The organism is Pseudomonas borbori, assembly GCF_900115555.1.
Taxonomy (GTDB): Bacteria; Pseudomonadota; Gammaproteobacteria; order Pseudomonadales; family Pseudomonadaceae; genus Aquipseudomonas; species Aquipseudomonas borbori.
On sequence record NZ_FOWX01000040.1, the window covers coordinates 1 to 16,266 of the forward strand.

19 protein-coding genes and 2 pseudogenes are annotated in these 16,266 nt (G+C 63.1%); 3 read left to right on the forward strand and 18 right to left on the reverse strand.

What is annotated here, in order from left to right:
* The 3 genes from BM315_RS21185 to BM315_RS21195 form a co-directional block, all read right to left on the reverse strand.
* Positions 1-375, reverse strand: a 375-nt coding sequence (locus tag BM315_RS21185; RefSeq protein WP_141123993.1) for a transposase, incomplete at its 3' end; no start/stop codon positions are given.
* A gap of 315 nt (positions 376-690) precedes the next feature.
* Positions 691-1,668, reverse strand: coding sequence for an ArdC family protein (locus BM315_RS21190; protein ID WP_090505296.1), 978 nt, complete (start codon positions 1,666-1,668; stop codon positions 691-693).
* Positions 1,669-1,794: 126 nt separating this feature from the next.
* Positions 1,795-2,121, reverse strand: coding sequence for a hypothetical protein (locus tag BM315_RS21195; protein ID WP_090505298.1), 327 nt, complete (start codon positions 2,119-2,121; stop codon positions 1,795-1,797).
* A gap of 465 nt (positions 2,122-2,586) precedes the next feature.
* Between BM315_RS21195 and BM315_RS21200 the strand changes: the two genes are divergently transcribed.
* Complete coding sequence (locus tag BM315_RS21200) at positions 2,587-2,958, forward strand: DUF3742 family protein (protein WP_090505301.1); 372 nt, start codon at positions 2,587-2,589, stop codon at positions 2,956-2,958.
* 9 nt (positions 2,959-2,967) lie between these two features.
* Here BM315_RS21200 and BM315_RS21205 read toward each other — a convergent pair whose 3' ends face one another.
* Genes BM315_RS21205 through BM315_RS24740 form a run of 5 tightly spaced genes read right to left on the reverse strand, consistent with a single transcriptional unit; the run spans position 2,968 to position 7,298 of the window.
* Complete coding sequence (locus tag BM315_RS21205; protein WP_090505303.1) at positions 2,968-4,512, reverse strand: conjugal transfer protein TraG N-terminal domain-containing protein; 1,545 nt, start codon at positions 4,510-4,512, stop codon at positions 2,968-2,970.
* A gap of 9 nt (positions 4,513-4,521) precedes the next feature.
* On the reverse strand, positions 4,522-4,830 hold the full coding sequence (locus BM315_RS21210; RefSeq protein ID WP_090505305.1) for a hypothetical protein: 309 nt from the start codon (positions 4,828-4,830) through the stop codon (positions 4,522-4,524).
* A gap of 4 nt (positions 4,831-4,834) precedes the next feature.
* On the reverse strand, positions 4,835-6,217 hold the full coding sequence (locus BM315_RS21215; protein WP_090505307.1) for an integrating conjugative element protein: 1,383 nt from the start codon (positions 6,215-6,217) through the stop codon (positions 4,835-4,837).
* Positions 6,214-7,152 carry a TIGR03756 family integrating conjugative element protein gene (locus BM315_RS21220; RefSeq protein ID WP_090505309.1) on the reverse strand — a complete coding sequence of 313 codons (939 nt, stop codon included), beginning with the start codon at positions 7,150-7,152 and terminating at the stop codon, positions 6,214-6,216. Before BM315_RS21220 ends, BM315_RS21215 begins: the two co-directional genes overlap by 4 nt.
* Complete coding sequence (locus BM315_RS24740; protein ID WP_170862280.1) at positions 7,149-7,298, reverse strand: hypothetical protein; 150 nt, start codon at positions 7,296-7,298, stop codon at positions 7,149-7,151. The genes BM315_RS21220 and BM315_RS24740 overlap by 4 nt, the downstream gene beginning before the upstream one ends.
* Positions 7,299-7,438: 140 nt before the next feature.
* Between BM315_RS24740 and BM315_RS21225 the strand changes: the two are divergent.
* Positions 7,439-7,651, forward strand: a pseudogene (locus tag BM315_RS21225) (hypothetical protein); the annotation flags it as partial.
* A gap of 124 nt (positions 7,652-7,775) precedes the next feature.
* Here the strand turns inward: BM315_RS21225 and BM315_RS21230 are convergent.
* Positions 7,776-8,108 carry a type II toxin-antitoxin system HicB family antitoxin gene (locus BM315_RS21230; protein WP_090505312.1) on the reverse strand — a complete coding sequence of 111 codons (333 nt, stop codon included), beginning with the start codon at positions 8,106-8,108 and terminating at the stop codon, positions 7,776-7,778.
* Positions 8,105-8,359 carry a type II toxin-antitoxin system HicA family toxin gene (locus BM315_RS21235; protein ID WP_090505314.1) on the reverse strand — a complete coding sequence of 85 codons (255 nt, stop codon included), beginning with the start codon at positions 8,357-8,359 and terminating at the stop codon, positions 8,105-8,107. The genes BM315_RS21230 and BM315_RS21235 overlap by 4 nt, the downstream gene beginning before the upstream one ends.
* Positions 8,360-8,635: 276 nt before the next feature.
* On the opposite strand from BM315_RS21235, the pseudogene BM315_RS21240 reads away from it, so the two are divergent.
* Positions 8,636-9,003 (forward strand): annotated as a pseudogene (locus BM315_RS21240) (TraR/DksA family transcriptional regulator).
* 61 nt (positions 9,004-9,064) lie between these two features.
* On the opposite strand, the gene BM315_RS21245 reads toward BM315_RS21240, so the two are convergent.
* The 8 genes from BM315_RS21245 to BM315_RS21280 all read right to left on the reverse strand — a co-directional run bounded on the left by BM315_RS21245 (position 9,065) and on the right by BM315_RS21280 (position 16,263).
* Positions 9,065-9,337, reverse strand: a complete 273-nt coding sequence (locus tag BM315_RS21245) for an HU family DNA-binding protein (RefSeq protein WP_090505316.1) — start codon at positions 9,335-9,337, stop codon at positions 9,065-9,067.
* Between the two features lie 46 nt (positions 9,338-9,383).
* Positions 9,384-9,665 (reverse strand): hypothetical protein, encoded by a 282-nt coding sequence (locus BM315_RS21250; RefSeq protein WP_244527350.1) that lies wholly within the window; start codon positions 9,663-9,665, stop codon positions 9,384-9,386.
* 101 nt (positions 9,666-9,766) lie between these two features.
* On the reverse strand, positions 9,767-12,523 hold the full coding sequence (locus BM315_RS21255) for a conjugative transfer ATPase (protein WP_090505318.1): 2,757 nt from the start codon (positions 12,521-12,523) through the stop codon (positions 9,767-9,769).
* Positions 12,523-12,948, reverse strand: coding sequence for a TIGR03751 family conjugal transfer lipoprotein (locus BM315_RS21260; RefSeq protein ID WP_090505320.1), 426 nt, complete (start codon positions 12,946-12,948; stop codon positions 12,523-12,525). Before BM315_RS21260 ends, BM315_RS21255 begins: the two co-directional genes overlap by 1 nt.
* A complete protein-coding gene (locus tag BM315_RS21265; RefSeq protein ID WP_090505323.1) occupies positions 12,911-14,416 on the reverse strand; it encodes a TIGR03752 family integrating conjugative element protein in 1,506 nt (501 codons plus the stop codon). Before BM315_RS21265 ends, BM315_RS21260 begins: the two co-directional genes overlap by 38 nt.
* Positions 14,406-15,215 (reverse strand): TIGR03749 family integrating conjugative element protein, encoded by an 810-nt coding sequence (locus BM315_RS21270; RefSeq protein ID WP_090505325.1) that lies wholly within the window; start codon positions 15,213-15,215, stop codon positions 14,406-14,408. Before BM315_RS21270 ends, BM315_RS21265 begins: the two co-directional genes overlap by 11 nt.
* Positions 15,212-15,853, reverse strand: coding sequence for a PFL_4703 family integrating conjugative element protein (locus tag BM315_RS21275; protein ID WP_090505327.1), 642 nt, complete (start codon positions 15,851-15,853; stop codon positions 15,212-15,214). Before BM315_RS21275 ends, BM315_RS21270 begins: the two co-directional genes overlap by 4 nt.
* Positions 15,850-16,263, reverse strand: coding sequence for a TIGR03750 family conjugal transfer protein (locus tag BM315_RS21280; RefSeq protein ID WP_090505328.1), 414 nt, complete (start codon positions 16,261-16,263; stop codon positions 15,850-15,852). Before BM315_RS21280 ends, BM315_RS21275 begins: the two co-directional genes overlap by 4 nt.
* Positions 16,264-16,266: the final 3 nt, after the last annotated feature.

Here is a 16,266-nt window from a genome sequence, read left to right on the forward strand (position 1 = left end):
GAACTGCCGACAGACGCCGCGGATTGCCTTGCCGTTATCCTTGCGGAAACTGGCGATGGTCTTGAAGTCCGGCATCAACCGTCCGGTCAGCCACATCAACTCAACGTTGCGCTGAGCCTCGCGTTCGAGACGGCGACTGGACTGGATGCGATTGAGGTAACCGTAGATGTAGATCTTCAGCAGGTCGGCAGGATGGTAGGCCGGCCTGCCGGTTTCCGCTGGGACGACACCCTCGAAACCCAGTTGGCCAAGGTCGAGTTCATCGACGAAAACATCGACCACCCGCACCGGGTTCGTGTCCGACACGTAGTCATCCAAGCTCTCGGGAAGCAGTGTGCTTTGCCCTCGGTACTCTCCCTGGATAAAACGCTTCATTGGCGTCCCCCACTAATTTCGAATCCATCAAATCATAGCAAGGTCGATGCCAACGTTTTTACACAGTCTGGGCCGCTTTCTGCCTGCCACGAATGGCTGAGTTTGACCGACCCCCTCTGCCGATGGTCACCATTAGCTTCGGGTCGTGTGCAGCCAGCCGTCACCTCGGCGTACATCGACCATGCGGCACGCACGCGGCATGGTCGATACGGATGCAAATGCCGGGTCAAAAGGAATGCATCCGGGTAGTCAAGTCAGTGTAATTGCACACAATGAACAAGGCCCAGCTTTCGCCGGGCCTTGCTAAGTCGCCTGTTACATGGCCATGACAAGAGCCGCATCCTTGTCGTCGGTGCTGGCCTGATCATCCGTGACTTCGGCCAATACCCGGGCCAAACCGAGTACATACTCCGAGGCTTCCCTGGCTTGGCCGCTGGCCCGGAAGATCGCGCGTTTATCCGCCTTGAGCAGGCCCAACCAGAAGTCGAGATAATTCTCGTGCCGCAATTCCCCCTGAATGCCGGTCTGGGCGCACAAGAACGCGGCGCCCATTTCCGCGACCAGTTCCTCGAAGGCATAGCCGGGCGAGCCGAACGAGGAGGGCGAGATTATCCCGTCGCGCTGCAATCGTGAATGATGCCCGGTCCAGTGGGTCAATTCGTGCAAGGCGGTTGCGTAGTAGCCGCATTCATCGTGGAACTGCGCTTTGGTCGGCAGTTGGATGAAGTCCCGAATCGGATGGTAGAAGGCCATATCGGCAGGCTTGTGCACGATTCTGGCGCCCGAACTCAGCAGCAGGTGTTCCGCACCGGCATTGGCCTGGAAGGGTAGCCCTGAGTCTGCTGCGGTCGGTGCGTCACTGAACGATTCGACGCCTTCGGTCTGCTCGATATTGAACAGAAAGTGCGTCCGCAGGATGGCGAAGTGCACGACCTTGGCATTGCCGTTCTCGTCGAGGACCAGGTGGCCTGACTCATCCTTTTCTTCACGCTCCATCGGTTTGTAGAGAACTGCCAAGGTGCTGCGTTCGCCTTTGCGGATGTGTCCGCCGGCTTTCTTGGCCTGATTGAACGTGAGCCAGCGATCCTGGCTGAACCCCTGCATCCTGGCTGCGGCCCAGAGTAGTGGCAGGTTGATGCCGGAGTATGGGCGGCAACTGATTGCATTGATGGGGTAGGGCTGGGCGCTGGAGCCCGAAGATCCGGTTGAGGACCAGGGTTTGATCCAGGGCACGACCCCTTGATCCAGGGCCGCAATGATCTTGTCGGTGACGTCTTGGTAGATGTCGTACATGGCGTTCTCCTCGTGAAGGACGCGAGGAACGCCAGCCCAGCGGGGGAGGGTTCCCCGCTGGGTGGTGTGTTGAATGTGTATGTTGGCCGGATGCAGGGATGAGCCCTGGTGGCTCCGGCTAGATGTCTAGTCCTGATGCTCCCGTGGTAGGGAAATCAGCAGGGCGACAGGTTGCTCCGGTTCTTGAACCAGGCTGACGTGCAGTTGCAGCCACTGGCAATCTTGCGGATGCCCCTTCGGAGCAGTCTGGATCATCTCGAAATCTACATGCGGATCGCGTGGATAGCCCAGGATGGCTTCGAAGGCTGCACGCAGCACGTAACGCAGACGATCCTCCAGCGCTTGTGCCGAGTCGACGGCGGGGTTGAGCAATACAGCGCCCCGCCAGGCTGCCGCGGTGAACACAACCGGCAGTCTCATGCAGAGCAGTGGTGGGGGTAATTGATTGGACATGGCCAACCTCCATATCGAGACGCGAAAAAACCTGTCCTCTGCGGGACGGTGTTTCCCGCAGGGATGAATGAAAAATTGGAAGGGGCGTTGCGAGCGAAGCCCGAGTGCGCCGATGCTGGAGTAGTGGGCGTTCATCACCACCGAAGCGATGACCGTGCGAGCCACCGAACGCTGATCGCACTTGGGAAGAACCACCACGGATGTGGCGTAGCCTCGAAGGTTCCGGCTACCTGGACAGGTGCTGTCTGCGACAGCGTTCCCTACTGACTAATTAATGGGGCTATAGGAGGGCGTCAAGCGGAGGGAACACTATGGGTTTTCGAGCTTTTCCGCTGTGTTCCAGAGCAGGCTGATGGGACGGCAAAGTGCCGCTATGAACTGATGAACGGCTTGGCCAGTCTTAATAAACACTGGCCAGCCTGTGCTAGAACATAACCGTTGCAACGCTAATCCAGAGGTTGATTCATGGCTGTCACTCGTTCCGCAACAGCCTTCCGCGCGAATCGCTGGGCGTATGCGTGCGGCATGGCATTGAAGCGCAGTTATCGGCGGATAAACGCGTTCGAATCACGCTTTGCTGAACGTGTGGCGGCTGTTGGCGTGCCCGTTGGAAAGCCGCTTGTGCGTGGCGGCTTTCTGATCGGCAAGCTGGCCTTGCTGGGTGTGTTGTTCTTCATCAGCTTCTGGTTACTCATATCCGTATGTATGCTAATTGCGTTTGCGGCGACTCAACCTCTGCGAGGTGCTTCGGATATACCGAATGTCGATGATCTGTATCATCCGATGCACAGGAGTTATTGGCCTGAGTTTTATGACAAGTGGGGTTCTCTCAAGTAGCTCGATGAGCTATTTCGATCCCGTTTTTTGGGCACCACTTGTAAGTTGGGATGTCCCCCTTGAGCTGGCTATCTGTGCAGAGTGAGTTCCCCTGCTGAGCATCCCCTCTACGCCAGCCCCAACGCTATATCCCGCCCAACTCATTGCCGCCAGAAACAGCATCGGCAGCACGATAAACATTGTGCCCATCACATACTCGATCACCTGTGCCGTCACCGTTCCATCCGAAAAGCCGGCCGTAGGCAGGGTGAGGAGAAGACGATCGGAAGTCGTCACCTGGTGGTACAGGGTATCGAGCATGCTCGAGTCCACCCAGCGCGCCAGCTCCCACCAGAACGTCAGCGAGTGCAGGGTGAACAGGGCGAAGGTCAGGGTCATGACGGTCTTCAACTGGTAGGTGCTGACCAGCAGGATCAGCGGCAGGCTGATGATCACGCCCATGATCAAGAAGGCCTGCACCATCGGTAGCGCCGTACGCAGGGCATTGAGGGCGGGAAAGTTGCTGAGGGTGCCCAGCGCCAGGCCGGTGTTGGTCGCCAGGTTGTTGAGCCCGTGCATGATTGAGCTGCCGCGGGCGCTGGAGCCGTAGTCTTGGTAGATCTGCCCTGGCGCCATGGTCATCGACTGCTGACGGGGGCTGACCAGTTCGCGCAGCGTCGCATCCTCGATCTCGCTGGCGGAGCGGCCGGTCAGCCAGTCGCGCAGGCGAGTCAGCAACGATGAATCGAGCTGCTGAAGCAAACGCTCGCGCAATCCGACTCCGCTGTCGCTCCACCACTGCCGGCAGGTCGGATAACCCGCGCCATTGTCGAGTCGCGGCAGGGAGACATCGCGGCTTTCGTCGTAAGGCCAGCTCACCCGTGGCGTGCGTGAACGATCCGTATCGTAGTAGCCGGGTGTATCGAGGAAATAGCGCGAGCCGATCCAGGAGGTGTCGTGGCTCTGCGCCTTGGCCAGCACCGGGCGGTTGGTGAACAGTCGCGAGCGGGAGTAGCCGTAGCAGTCACGGGTGAAGTCGGCGACCTCTTGCAGTAGCACCTGGCTATCGATGCGCGAGCTGTCTATCTCCATGCGCATCTGCCGGATATCCGGCGCGCAGGGAATTGCCGCGGTCGCGGCCGCCGTCACGCCCTTGCTCAAGGCATGCACCAGGAACCACCAGACCGGCACATTGGCGGACTGCTCGCCGATGGTGTTGAAGGTGGCCGCCCAGGCTGTTTCCGCCGGCGTGGTCACACTGATTCCACAGCGTTGGCTGGCCACATCATCAAGGGCCATCGACGCCAGGTTCAGCGGGAAGATCGGCATGCAGCCGAACAGCACCACGATATAGGCCAGCCACAGCCGGTTCTCGATTCGCGGCACCGAGAGCAGTCCCTTGTTGCCTTCGTCCGCCCCTTGTTGACGAGCCGACAACCATTCCTGCAGGATGATCGCACCAAAGGGCGCGGCGAACAGGCCGGTATCGGACAGGATGTTCCAGATGCCGTTGTTGATGATCCAGGCCAGCAGAGAGAGGTAGAACTCCAGGTAGCTGTTGGTGCTCATGAGCATGGGGCGGCCTCACAAAGGGGTGAGTTCGGCGCAGGTGACGAGCACGAGGCCCATGATCCCGATGCGCTTCACCCGCAGCAAGGTATGGGGCCTACCTCGGTAGTGGCGCAGCAGATCCAGCCAGAGCGCGAAGAGGACGCTGTAGAGCAGGGCGCGCCACAACCGTAGATAGGGACGGGCGGACTCGAATGCCTGCTGCCAGGCCTCGACGCTACCCAGTAGCGCGCTGCCGACCCGCAGGGTGATAACCGCCGTCAGGATCATCAGCGCGGCAATCCCCAGTCCCGAGAGCAGTGTGGAGGCCAGAGAGCGTTGCATGGGCTCACTCTTGCCGGGCGTCGGCGTCGTTGAGGCGGCCGGGTTCGGGGTCGCCTTGTTCGACTGTACGGGAGGCCTCGGCCCCGCCAGCATGCCGGTCGAGCGCCAGGCTGGCGGTGTTGGTGGCCAACATCTGGCGTACTTGTAGCTCGGTTTGCAGCAAACGGATTTCGCGCTCCAGGGCGTTGATGTTTTTTGCCAGGGCGGTCTGTGCCGGCTCGGCGGAGGCGACATTGGGTTCATGGTTGCCCGCCAGCAGGGTACGCAGCAGCAGGAGCGCCTTGTCGAGCACGCTGGACAGGGCCGTCTCACTGGCCAGCCGGCGCGCCAGCAGATCCTGGTCGGGGTCGTCACGCAGCGCTTCGATCACCCCGCGCGTTACCGGCAGCATGGAACTGGAGGCCTTGCCCAGGTTCTCTGCGGTCGGTGGTGCCGCGCCCGATAGCAGATCCTGCAGCGCCTTCAGATGGTCGCTGTAGGTTTCCTGGATCAGTGGCGTCAGCCCGCTCCCGGCAGTCGCCCGCAGGGTTTCGCAGCTGTCGCAGGTCGCCACCTCGGTCTCGCCCAGCACCCGGACGGCCCATTCGGACGCTTCTTGGGGCGAGGCCCAAGCGCGGCAAATGGCGCCGCCTTGGCAACCGCTGGCGTCAATCACGGCGTGGTTATCTACCGATCGATTGTGCAGCAGGTTGTAGCCCGCGCGTACCAGGTCGGACGTCACCCGGATCGGCACCTGACCGTCCCCGCCGGCTTTCTGGTCGCCAACCCAGGACACCCCGTTGTTGCCGTTATTGGCCTCGGTGTTCTTCACCGCCGTGACCGCATCGCCGCCGGATTGCTCGAGATTGCCCTGCATTTCCTGCTGCTTGGACAGGGCGCCCCAGCCGGCTTGGCCGACCTTGTCCGCCATCTTCTCGGCCATGGCCTGGCAGGTGCGTTTGGAACGGTCGAAGTCGATGCGCCCTTGCATCACGCCATTGCTTAGCAGCTCGTACAGGCCGGGGTTGGCGCGCTGGATGATCAGGGCGGGCAGCGACATGACTGCCTGGGTGGCGTTCTGCACGATCTCACCCATGATCCGCTGGAAACCGTCGGTGGCCCCGTTCAACTGGTTCTGCAGGGTGGTGGCGAGGTCCATGTTTCCGCACATCATGTTGGCGCGCCAGGACAGGCCTGCACCGATACCGCTGGGACGGTAGAGCGAGCTGGGCGAGCCCACCGCCGAGCCGCCGCCGATGCTGTACATCACCCGGTCGTCGAGCACTTCGCCCTGGCTCCCCAGCCGATAATCCTGCTCGGCAGCACTGACGTCTAGCGTCGCGTTCAGCAGCGCACAGGCCATGAAAAACACCAGGCCAAAACGAAGCCGTGCAGGCGACCGATTCATGAGGCGTCGCCTGCGAAGTCGAGGCTGAACAGGAAGGTCTGGCCCTCGCGTTTGCAGCAGCTGTAGGGGCGCCACAGCGACCAGGTGTAGCCGCCATCCGCGCTCTGTACCGTATTGCTCGGGAAGATCGCGCAGGTGTTCTGGCGTTGGGGGTGGAGCAATTGCCACTTGTGGGTCGAACCATCGTTTTCGACGATAGGTCCAGGCGGCCAGTAGCCGTCGCGTGGCGCAGGGGTGAGCGGCCAATAGACATGCGGCTGGCCGTTGCGGGTGATGACGTCACCGGCCCGTTGCGCCATCACCGCGGCGGCTTTGAAGTCGTCGGATTGGACCAGAAAGCCCTGCCGGGGGTAGAGGTTGCCCCACATGTTCCTTGCGGCCTGGCTGCCGATCTCTCGCAGTCCTGGTGTTACCGCTTCGGGATAAACGCTCTCCGGAATGCCATGGCGCCAGGCCACGGTGTCCAGGGTGCTCAGGTAATAGGGCATAAATGCGGTCGCGCCGCTGGCGCAGGCATAGCCGGATTGTGCGGCCAGTTGCGTCGCCGCCCAGCCGCCGGGATGACCAATGCCGTCGACGTTCTTGAAGCGGGGCAGGTTGTCGCGTCGCGTGTTCGGTGTGATCAGGTTGCCGCCGCCTTCCGCACCGATGATGGGCGAGGAGAGCGGTGCCATTTCAGACCAGGGGTTGTTGCCCGTGGTGGTGTAGCTCGACACCACCAGTTCGGGGATGAAATGCCGCACCTTGGTCGAGGTGCGTACCGAGCAGCCGGAGGCGGTGCAGTGCAGCCAGAAGCAGAGGCCGACGACCCTGTACCCGAGGCAGCTCTGCGACAGCACAGAGGCGGCGATGCTGCCGGTATCCAGCGCCACGCTCGGACCGGACGCCAGCAGGATGGCCAGGGCCAAAGGGCGCAGTGTCGCGTGGCCGATCATGGCCGGCGCTCCCGCTGCTGAGCGATCCGATCACGCGCCCTCTGCACGTCGAGATACCGGCCGATAACGACCCGCGCAGCGGCGTTGCAGGTTTGCCCGCTCGGCAGAGTGGCGGGCCGGTGCAAGAAGCGCAGGCGTTCGAACATGATCCAGGCTCCAGAACGGTCGAAGGTGACTTGGAAGCAGGATCTAACCGGGCGGTGATGGCTGTCCTAGAGAAAAGTGGATGTGGGGATGTCGGTTTAGGAGGAGGCAGAGACGGCCTTGCTTCCTGCGGGTGATCATCGTCACCCTGGAGGACGAGTACGGTATGGTCAATGTGGTGGTTTGGCACGACCTCGCCGAGCGTCAGCGGCGGGTATTGCTCGGTTCGCAATTGCTCCGGGTGGATGGCCATCTGGAGTCCAAGGACGGCGTGCGTCATCTGATCGCGGGGCGTCTGAGCGACCTGACGCCGCTGTTGGTTGGACTGGATGTGCGGAGTCGGGATTTTCAGTGACGCCAGGGGAATGGCTTAGCAGGCGGGAAAAGGCTGCTTCTAAGGGCAGCCAGAAAGCGAAGTCGTCCTGTCCGAAGTAATGTGAGCCACCCTTTGATTCAGCAGACCAGTGGGGGCAATTGCATCAGCTATGCGCCGCACGCTCGAACACCTCGTCCGCCCATTGGTTCAGGCTTTTGCCGGCCGCCTGAGCGGCGATGGTGGCGGCAGCGTGCACTTCAGGGCGAATGCGCAGCATCACCTTGCCGGACGCCGGCTTTTCCGGGCTGACCTCGCGCTCGGCACAATCGGCCAGGTAGTCATCCACCGCCAAGTGGAACTCGGCGCGCAACTCAGCTACCGAGTCGGCATGGAAGCTGATGATGTCCCGTACGCCCAGCACTCGGCCGACGAAGATATCGTCACGCTCATCAAACTCGATACGGGCCGTGTAGCCCTTGTAACTCATGCTGTTCATGGTTCAACTCCTGCCCGCTGCAAGAACTCGCGGGCCTCTTCTACTTGGTACTTCTTCGCTTCTTTCCCAGGGTGCGGTCGATGGCAGCGCCATTGCACGTCTCCCAGTACGAGCCTGACCCGTGACCCTTCACGCTCCAGCACCTGACCGCCCAAGTGAATAACCAGGACTTCGATGTCGGAGAACACCACTGCAGCACTGGTCGGCGTGCGGAAGATGGCTTCGAGGGTTTTGCGGTGTCGGCTCTTCATGGAGTGAATGCTAGCAGATATTGATAGCAGTTTGTGCCGTGCACTATCACTGTCCGGTTGAGCCTCTCGCCAAGGCGAATCGATGTTGTTGTTCCGCTATCAATCAGGCTTGGGGAAGGATAAAGGTCGGTAGCCGTGGCTGGGTGCTTTGCCATTCTGGTTGGCTCCGATGACGATCAATGTAGGATAATTGGCCCACAAGGCGCTGGAGCGGCGAGATGAGCATGGGCTCAGCTATCCAGAACGCGGAGCAGATGGGTGAAGAGGATGCATGGCATGACACGAGACGAACTACTTTCGGCCCCTGAGTCCGACTACATGAACGAGGCCCAGTTGGCTTTTTTCAAGGCGCTGCTGCTCGCCCAGTTGGACGAATGCAACGAAAAACAACAACCGATGTGGCGGATGTCGCCTCTATCGAAGAGGAGCGCATGACGCTGCTGCACCTGATCGATCGCGACCGCCGGATGCTTCCTGCATTCCAGCAGGCCTTGGCGCGGATTGACGATGGCAGTTATGGCTGGTGTGACGAGACCGGCGAACCGATCGGCCTGCAGCGGCTGTTGCTGAGCCCCACCACGGCCTTGTCCGTCGAGGCCAAGCAACGCCGAGAGTTGCTAGAGCGGCACATGAGTCACGCCTGAGCGGCTTGCGCACATGCAAAAAGGGCCTGAATTCAGGCCCTTTTGTCGTTCTGCGACGCGCTCAGTTCACCGCATCTTTCAGCGTCTTGCCGGCTTTGAAGCCGGGCAGCTTGGCCGCTGCGATCTTGATCGTGGCGCCGGTTTGCGGGTTGCGTCCATCTCGTGCAGCGCGGGCCTTCACCGCGAAGGTGCCGAAACCCACGAGGCTGACGCTTTCGCCATTTTGCAGGGCAGAAGAGATGGCGCCGGTGATGGCATCCAGGGCGCGGCCAGCAGTGGCCTTGGGCAGGTCAGTCGAGGCGGCGATGGCTTCAATCAGTTCAGCTTTGTTCATGGGCGGTTCCTTCTGGCGTCTGAGAGGAGCGGATTATAGCCAGGCTTTATTCAGAGGTCTGGTGAATATCCAATACGGCCCAGACTTCCAGCCCTTGCTGCCGCACGGCTTTCTCGGCTTCAAGCCGAGCGGTGAGGGTGCTGATCGAGCGGGAACGGTATTCGAACCTGAAGGCCGGGCCTCCTGTTTTCTGTCTGACGCTCAACTCGACAAGGGTATAAACCGTCGATCGCTTGGCTTTTTCTTTCGGGGTTGATTCTTTCGGGGATGAAGGGCTAAGGCCTAATGCCTCGCGCATTTCAGCTTCCGATATCTGCTTGGTGCTCAAGTGGATCGCTTCCTTCAGGGGGCATAGTGGTTAGCCGTTCGTGGAGGCAAGGGGTGGTCTGCGCTCGTTGTACCGTTTCGTATGTTTGCGGTGAAAAACGTTCAGTCTTCCGGTCCGATGCCTCGGGTCTTATCGATGCGCTCTGCCATGCGCAACGCCGCTTCCAGCTCTGAGCAATGGTGCGCCTGCATCAGCCTCCAGCGCTCGGCTTTTTCCTCCGGCTCGGTCAAGGCCAGGGCGAGGTAGAGGCTGGGCGGTACGATGCGGAACAGCGTTTCGATGTTCTTCGACAGCACCACCCCTTCGGTGTATTTCCCCGGCTCTTTGCTGGCGGAGAGTAATAGAGCCTTCTGGGCGGGGGTAAGTTTCTTGAAGCGGGCGATTTCCTCGATTTCGGCAAGTGGCATGTTCAGGCAGATCCACCACTCGATCATGTTGAGCATGGTCTGCGCGGCATTGGGGAAATCGGCGAGGTTCTGCGTGGCGAGCCAGAACCAGGCGCCCAGCTTACGCCACATCTTCGTACCCTTGACCACGAACGGCGCCAGCAGTGGATGCTTGGTGATGATATGGCCTTCGTCCGTTACCATGATGATCGGCCGGCCCAGGTATTGGTCGCGTTCGGCGAGGTTGTTCACCGTGTTCATCAGGCTGATGTAGCTGATGGACAGCTGCGCCTCGTAGCCTTCGCGCGCATAGGTCGCCAGGTCGACGATCGTCACGTCGCTTTCCGGCCAGGGCGTACCCTCGCGATCGAACAGTTCGCCCTCGAAGCCCTGGCAGAACAAATCAATGGACTCGCCCATTTCCTGGGCACGTTCGCGGCGCCTGTCCGGTAGGGCTGGATCGGCGGCAACGCGTAGCAGGGCATCGCGTATGTCGCGGGTCAGCACCTGCCGGCGGGCAGCAACGCAGGTGCACACGGCATCGAGGATGCACTCGCGGATCAAGCTGCGGTCGGCGCGGCTGACGCGGGCCTCTTCCTTGGCCTCACCGCCGGTGATCATCAGGCGTGCAGTGATTTCCAGTTCGCCGAGGATATCGCGCTGTTCGGCGCTGTCGACTGCGGCTTCATCCTCCGGCACCTCGACCGAGAGGCTGGCAACCCGCTCCGGTTGCTCAATCAGGCGCGCGGCGTCGGCATAGGGGGCGAGGCTGACCGGGGCGCCGGGCTTCAACTGCACCTTGTTGACCGACAGCCCCAGCGTCGAGAAGTAGTCGCCCTGCAGGCCGAACGAATTTCCGGCTTCGACGATGAACAGGCGAGGGCGGTACACGGCCATGACCTGCATCAGCAAGGTGACCAGGGTGGCCGACTTGCCCGCGCCGGTCGGGCCGACCAGGAGCAAATGGCCATTCATGGCACGGTCCAGGCGCGACAGCGGGTCGAAACTGAGAAGAGAACCGCCGCGGTTGAACAGGGTGAGCCCCAGGTGCCCGGTACCTGTACTGCGGCCCCAGACTGGCGCCAGATTGGCCAGGTGTTGGGCGAACATCAGTCGGGTATACCAACTGCGGGTGTCGCGCCGAGGGTTGTAGACCATCGGCAGCCAGCGCAGGTAGCTGTTGCAGGCGGCGACCTCGTCGCCTTCGCGTACCGGCTGCAGGCCCGCGCCGAGCAAGGCATTGGCCAGACTGATCGAGCGCCGGTGCAACTGCTGCTCGTCGTGGCCGCGCAGGTAGAACGCCAAGGTGCCGCGATACAGCTTGTGCTTGCGGCCGATGATCGCCCGCGCCTGCTCGACATCCTGGCGGGTCTGGGTCGAGGCCAGGTTCTCGCCGATGGCCTTGCGGGCCAGGCGGTTCAGCTGCTCCTCAAGCACGTCCTGGGGGGTGACCACCAGCGTCAGGCTCATCACCGTGCCTTCCGGCAACTGGTCGAACAACGCATTGATCGCGTCGCCCTTGCTGGTTTCTCCGGTGAGCTGGCCGATCGAGGGCGGCCGGCGCAGTTTGTCCACCACCATCACGCGGTGGGGTTGGCCGTCGAAGTACCAGAGCCTGCGCTGCGCATCCGAGCGCGGCTCGTTGAAGAACAGGCGCTCGGCGAAATCGTGGTCGAAGGGCAGTTCCAGCGACTCGCCGTCAGCCGTTTCCGGATAGGCCACGCGGGCGTAGAACGCCTCGGGCGTCTCGTCGGTGAGCATGGGCGCCGGGTTGAACCAGGGCAACAGCCAGGCGTAGAGGCCGCGGCCGTCGACCGGCAGTGATTGTACCCCGCAGGCCCGCAGCGCGGAACCGATACGTTCGCACGCCTGGCGCAGAGCCTGCATGGGGGGGAGCCCGCTTTCCTCGTCATCGGGCCCGAGCCAGCGATAGAGCACCAGGCGAACCCGGCGGTTGCCGCCGCGCCACGGCAGGCGGGTGACGACCTTGTCTTCGAACAGGCCGCCCGGCTTGGCGACCGCTTTCAGGTGGCGGCGGGTGAGGTCCAGGTATGCCTCGGTGAAGGCGCTGCCGCGTGCGCGATTCCGGATATAGCCGGCCAGCCGGTTCAGGTACGGGGTGAAGTCGCCGTCGTCCTGGCAGAAGAACTGCACGACCCAGGGGGACGTCTCCAACTCGTCGAAGCTGTCCTGCAGGGCATCCTCGACCGCATCGCGGGCCCTCATCAGCCAATCGGGCTCGCGTCCTTCGGTGCCGATGGGCGTCAGCTCGAACAGGGCACCCACCGAGCGATTGTCATCCAGCAGGAAGCACTGCTCGGCGTCGAGGTATTCGACCCAGGGCAGGTGGTCGATGAGGCTGGGGCCATGGGCATGCAGCTTGGCCTCATCGGCCAGGGTGGCGCGTGGATGCCGCGGGCTGCGCCAAGGCTTCCACTTAGTGGCATTGCCAGTTGGGTTTTCGCTACTCATCACAGGTCTTCCTGGCGCTCGCTGGGCAGCGCGTAGTGCACGCGTTGATGGAGCGGGAAGACCGTCGAATAGCCTGGAACCGGCACCTGCTCTGTGCCGCTCAGGTGCGGGTAGACATACATCACCAGGTCGGGATTGGGCAGGCGCGGAAACAGGCTGCGAATCTCGTTCGCCGCGCTGCGGGTGTAAGGTTCCTGCAGGTTCGCGGCGAGGTCTGCCGAGGTCAGCGGGCGGCGCAGTTGCCGCCGGGCGTCGAGCAGGTGCTGCTGGATGCCCGGCGCACCGGCGCCGTTCCAGATAGTCAGCATGCTCTGCTCGCCATGGGGCAGCAGCGCTTCCTTGTCCGTGGAGCAGCCAGTCAACGCCAGGCAGGCGCTGGCGACCAGGCTAATCCAGATCGGACAGGGTGGTGTGGGTGTGTTCATGGCGGACACTCCGGCCGTTGGGCTCGTAGTCGATGGTGATCTCGTGGTCGAGGTGCAGTGCCACCTGGGCGGCCGGTGGCACGTACACCGCTGCGAAGGCCTCGCCATAGAGCTTGTTGACCCAGGCGCGGATATCGCTGACGCCGCCGCTGAGGATCGCGTTGAGGGCGCTGTTGCCGCTGCTGCTGGTGACGCCGACGGTGCTGCCGCCGGAACTGACCACGCTGCTGTTGCTGCGCTCGTCGCCGAGCAGGGCGGCCACCCCGGCACCGGCCGCGGTGATCAGGCTCTGACTGCCGAGGTACTGCTGGGCGTTCGAGCGACGCACCCCGGCGATGCAGGGAATGCCATAGGGATCGGAGAGGTAGCCGAGCCCGCCACGGATCCTCTCGGTGTTGCTGTTCTGCGCGCTGGCCGTATTGCGGCTGACCACCGCCCGTGGCTCGGGCACGGTGCGGATGGTGCCGTCGGTGAACACGAAGGTGATCGATTCGACCTGGCCGCGCACGCAGGACAAGGTCCAGTCGCCCGACGCCGTGCCGCTCATGACGGCACCGGCCACCTCCGGCAGATCGATGCCGTTGGCGGTCAGGTTCTCCGGGCCGACCAGAACCTTGAAGGGATAGGGATCGTTGACCGTGCCGTCCACCGGCACCCGCCCGATCAGCGCGGTCATCGCGACCGAGCCCAGCAGGGTGGCATTTTCGGGGATGGTGTAGACCGGCTTGGCGCCTTCGCGGCGGTCGATCGGGCGCGCCAGGTCGCGTTCGCCCTTGGCCACCGCCCGCAGCTGCTTCTGGCTGCGGTCGATGGCGCCGCCATCCAGTCCCAGCGAGGTGAAGCTGGCGGGCAGGTTCAAGGTCGAGGGGGTTCTGGCGTCGTCGCGCTCCCCGGTCGGGCGACTGCCCGGGGGCTCGATCCACAAGAGCGAGTCGCCCAGCGGGCCATCGTCGAACTGACTGCCATCGCCCGGCTCAAGCCCCAGGCCCACCGGCAAATCCTGATCCTTGCCGGCCAGGCCGGAGAGTTGCTCCTGTAGCCGTGTCAGCAGTCCACGCGCCTGGCGGCTTTCTTCCTCGGCTTTGCGCCGGGCCTCGTCGGCCTGTCGACGGTCTTTCTCGGCCTGCTGGGTCACGCCACCGAGGGCGTTTTGAATCCGCCGGTCGACGCTGCTTTCCCGTTCGCGCAGGCGGGTGTTTTCCTGTTGCAGGGTTTCGTTGTGCTTCTTCAAGCCGAGCATGTCGCTGCGCATGGCCTTTACCTGGCCAACCAGGGTGGCGACCGTATCGCGCGGTGTGTCGCCGGCGATACCAAGCGACTTGGCTTGTTCGGTGGACAGTTCGAGGCGCTGCGGATCGGTCGAGCCTGCGCGAGTGCTGTCCTCGGCGACCCAGCTTTTCAGGATGATCAACGCTACCGCCAGCAACGCCCCCGGCACCAGCCATTTGAGCAGCACGTTAGCCTTCATCGTCGTCATCTCCCGTGCTGACAGGCGCGAGCAGCACAGCCCGTTCCAGCCCGGAATCACGGGTGACCAGGTAGGCGACGCTGGTGTCCTCGGCACTGCCGACGGATCCCAGGTTGGCATGCTGGAAGGTGGCGGCGAACAGCCTGGCCTGCAGCCGGCGCGGATCGAGCAGGACGCGGTTCGTGCCGCGATTGCGCAGCTTTACCGCGGTCACCCAGTAGTCGCCCAACTGCCAGGCCGCAATGGGCATGCTGGCGACGTTTTCGGTGGGCAGCAGGGTTGGCAGCTCGCCTGTGAGCCTCAGGGGGACGCGGCGCAAGCCGGGCAAGGCTTCCACGGTACGCAGGGGTGCGTACAGGCTCTGCGCCGCATAACGGGTCAGCGCGACAGGAATCGGCGTCGCGCTCGGGGCACTGGCAGGTGATTCATCAGTAGTCTGGCTGGGGTCGCCGCGGATGATCCGCACCGGCTCCAGCGCGCGCTCGCCGGGGCTCGCGGCGATATCCAGCAGGATGATCTGGCCCGTCGTCACCGACTGCAGCTGCAACCGGGACGGGGCGATGGCTTCCGAAGCCAGCAGGTACAGGGTGGCGCCGGTCGACTGCACGCGCAGCTTGCCGGCCAGTGCGGTGGGCAGGCCGACCCGCACGTCCTCGTCGAGGAACACCACGCGCTCATGACCGATTACCAGCGCGACGGGCAGAGGCAGGCGCTCCCAGCGCATCAGCTCGACCGCGTGGATAGAGACGCTGATCAGCCCCAGGACAATGGCCGCACCGATATTGATGTTCCGTTTCATCCGCTACCTCCAGGCAGGCTGAGTTTCTGTGGCGTGCCCTGGTAGCAGTCCAGCGCCAGCCCCCATTTGTTGCGCTCGGGGTCGAGGTCGAAACGCACCACGCGCAGTGGATAGCGCACCACCACGCGCTTCACCGGCTCGGCGGCGAAGTACTCGTCGGCGTTGAGGTCGAGATTGACCTGCCAGCTGTCCTGATCGAGCTGCTTGACCCGCAGTTCGGGGTCGTCGCTGTAGCCGCGGCCCAGCACTTCATAGACGCCGCGCACGCGCTGGCGCAGCTCGCCGGCGGCTTTGCGGTATTCGTAGTCGCCTTCGAGGAAGTGCCGACAGGCAGGGGTCAAGTAGGACTGCAGGGCATAGATGGCCCGGCGGTAGTCCTGTTCGCCATCCGTGGGCCAGCGGTTGAGCTGGCCGAAGATATACAGGGCGAAGGCATAGATGTTTTCGGGGGGCACGTCCCACCACAGACGTGTGCTGCCTGAGCGCAGATCCGGTGGCACATGCACCGTCAGCTCCCTGGGTGCCGATTGCCAGCCGTACCAGAACCCGAGACAGGCCAGCGCCAGGACCACGATCGCCAGACGCAGGCTGAGGATATGCGCCTGCTGCGCATCCACCTTGTTACGAAAGCGGCTCATGACTGCCACCGGGCCAGGGCGGGACGCAGCCGACGCGAGCGGCGAACGGTCCAGGCGCCCGAGTGGAGGATCAGCGCACCACGTCCCACACGCCAGCGACTGGCCAGCAGCCATTCGAGCTGTCGATACAGCCAGGTTTCGGGGCGAGCGCGTTTCGCCCGGCGGAGCAGGGTGCCCGCGGCAAACAGCGTCATGGCCATGCCGGCGATCATGCCGGTCGGCGCCACGGCAAGGGATGTGGTGGCGATGGACAGCGGCACGCCGAGCACCAGACCGAGGACCGCACCGACGCCCAGGGCGATCCACATCTCGTCGCTGGTCAGCCCGCGCAGCACCACCGGGTCGCGATTGAGCCGCTCCGGCAGAAAGGTCAGGGTGCCGTCGTCAAGGCGTTCGATGGCGTCGTGCATGCT

Coding starts and splice junctions, on each gene's coding strand:
- BM315_RS21190 (WP_090505296.1), bottom strand. CDS start 1,668: ATGTACGACATCTACCAAGACGTCACCGACAAGATCATTGCGGCCCTG.
- BM315_RS21195 (WP_090505298.1), bottom strand. CDS start 2,121: ATGTCCAATCAATTACCCCCACCACTGCTCTGCATGAGACTGCCGGTT.
- BM315_RS21200 (WP_090505301.1), top strand. CDS start 2,587: ATGGCTGTCACTCGTTCCGCAACAGCCTTCCGCGCGAATCGCTGGGCG.
- BM315_RS21205 (WP_090505303.1), bottom strand. CDS start 4,512: ATGCTCATGAGCACCAACAGCTACCTGGAGTTCTACCTCTCTCTGCTG.
- BM315_RS21210 (WP_090505305.1), bottom strand. CDS start 4,830: ATGCAACGCTCTCTGGCCTCCACACTGCTCTCGGGACTGGGGATTGCC.
- BM315_RS21215 (WP_090505307.1), bottom strand. CDS start 6,217: ATGAATCGGTCGCCTGCACGGCTTCGTTTTGGCCTGGTGTTTTTCATG.
- BM315_RS21220 (WP_090505309.1), bottom strand. CDS start 7,152: ATGATCGGCCACGCGACACTGCGCCCTTTGGCCCTGGCCATCCTGCTG.
- BM315_RS24740 (WP_170862280.1), bottom strand. CDS start 7,298: ATGTTCGAACGCCTGCGCTTCTTGCACCGGCCCGCCACTCTGCCGAGC.
- BM315_RS21230 (WP_090505312.1), bottom strand. CDS start 8,108: ATGAACAGCATGAGTTACAAGGGCTACACGGCCCGTATCGAGTTTGAT.
- BM315_RS21235 (WP_090505314.1), bottom strand. CDS start 8,359: ATGAAGAGCCGACACCGCAAAACCCTCGAAGCCATCTTCCGCACGCCG.
- BM315_RS21245 (WP_090505316.1), bottom strand. CDS start 9,337: ATGAACAAAGCTGAACTGATTGAAGCCATCGCCGCCTCGACTGACCTG.
- BM315_RS21255 (WP_090505318.1), bottom strand. CDS start 12,523: ATGAGTAGCGAAAACCCAACTGGCAATGCCACTAAGTGGAAGCCTTGG.
- BM315_RS21260 (WP_090505320.1), bottom strand. CDS start 12,948: ATGAACACACCCACACCACCCTGTCCGATCTGGATTAGCCTGGTCGCC.
- BM315_RS21265 (WP_090505323.1), bottom strand. CDS start 14,416: ATGAAGGCTAACGTGCTGCTCAAATGGCTGGTGCCGGGGGCGTTGCTG.
- BM315_RS21270 (WP_090505325.1), bottom strand. CDS start 15,215: ATGAAACGGAACATCAATATCGGTGCGGCCATTGTCCTGGGGCTGATC.
- BM315_RS21275 (WP_090505327.1), bottom strand. CDS start 15,853: ATGAGCCGCTTTCGTAACAAGGTGGATGCGCAGCAGGCGCATATCCTC.
- BM315_RS21280 (WP_090505328.1), bottom strand. CDS start 16,263: ATGCACGACGCCATCGAACGCCTTGACGACGGCACCCTGACCTTTCTG.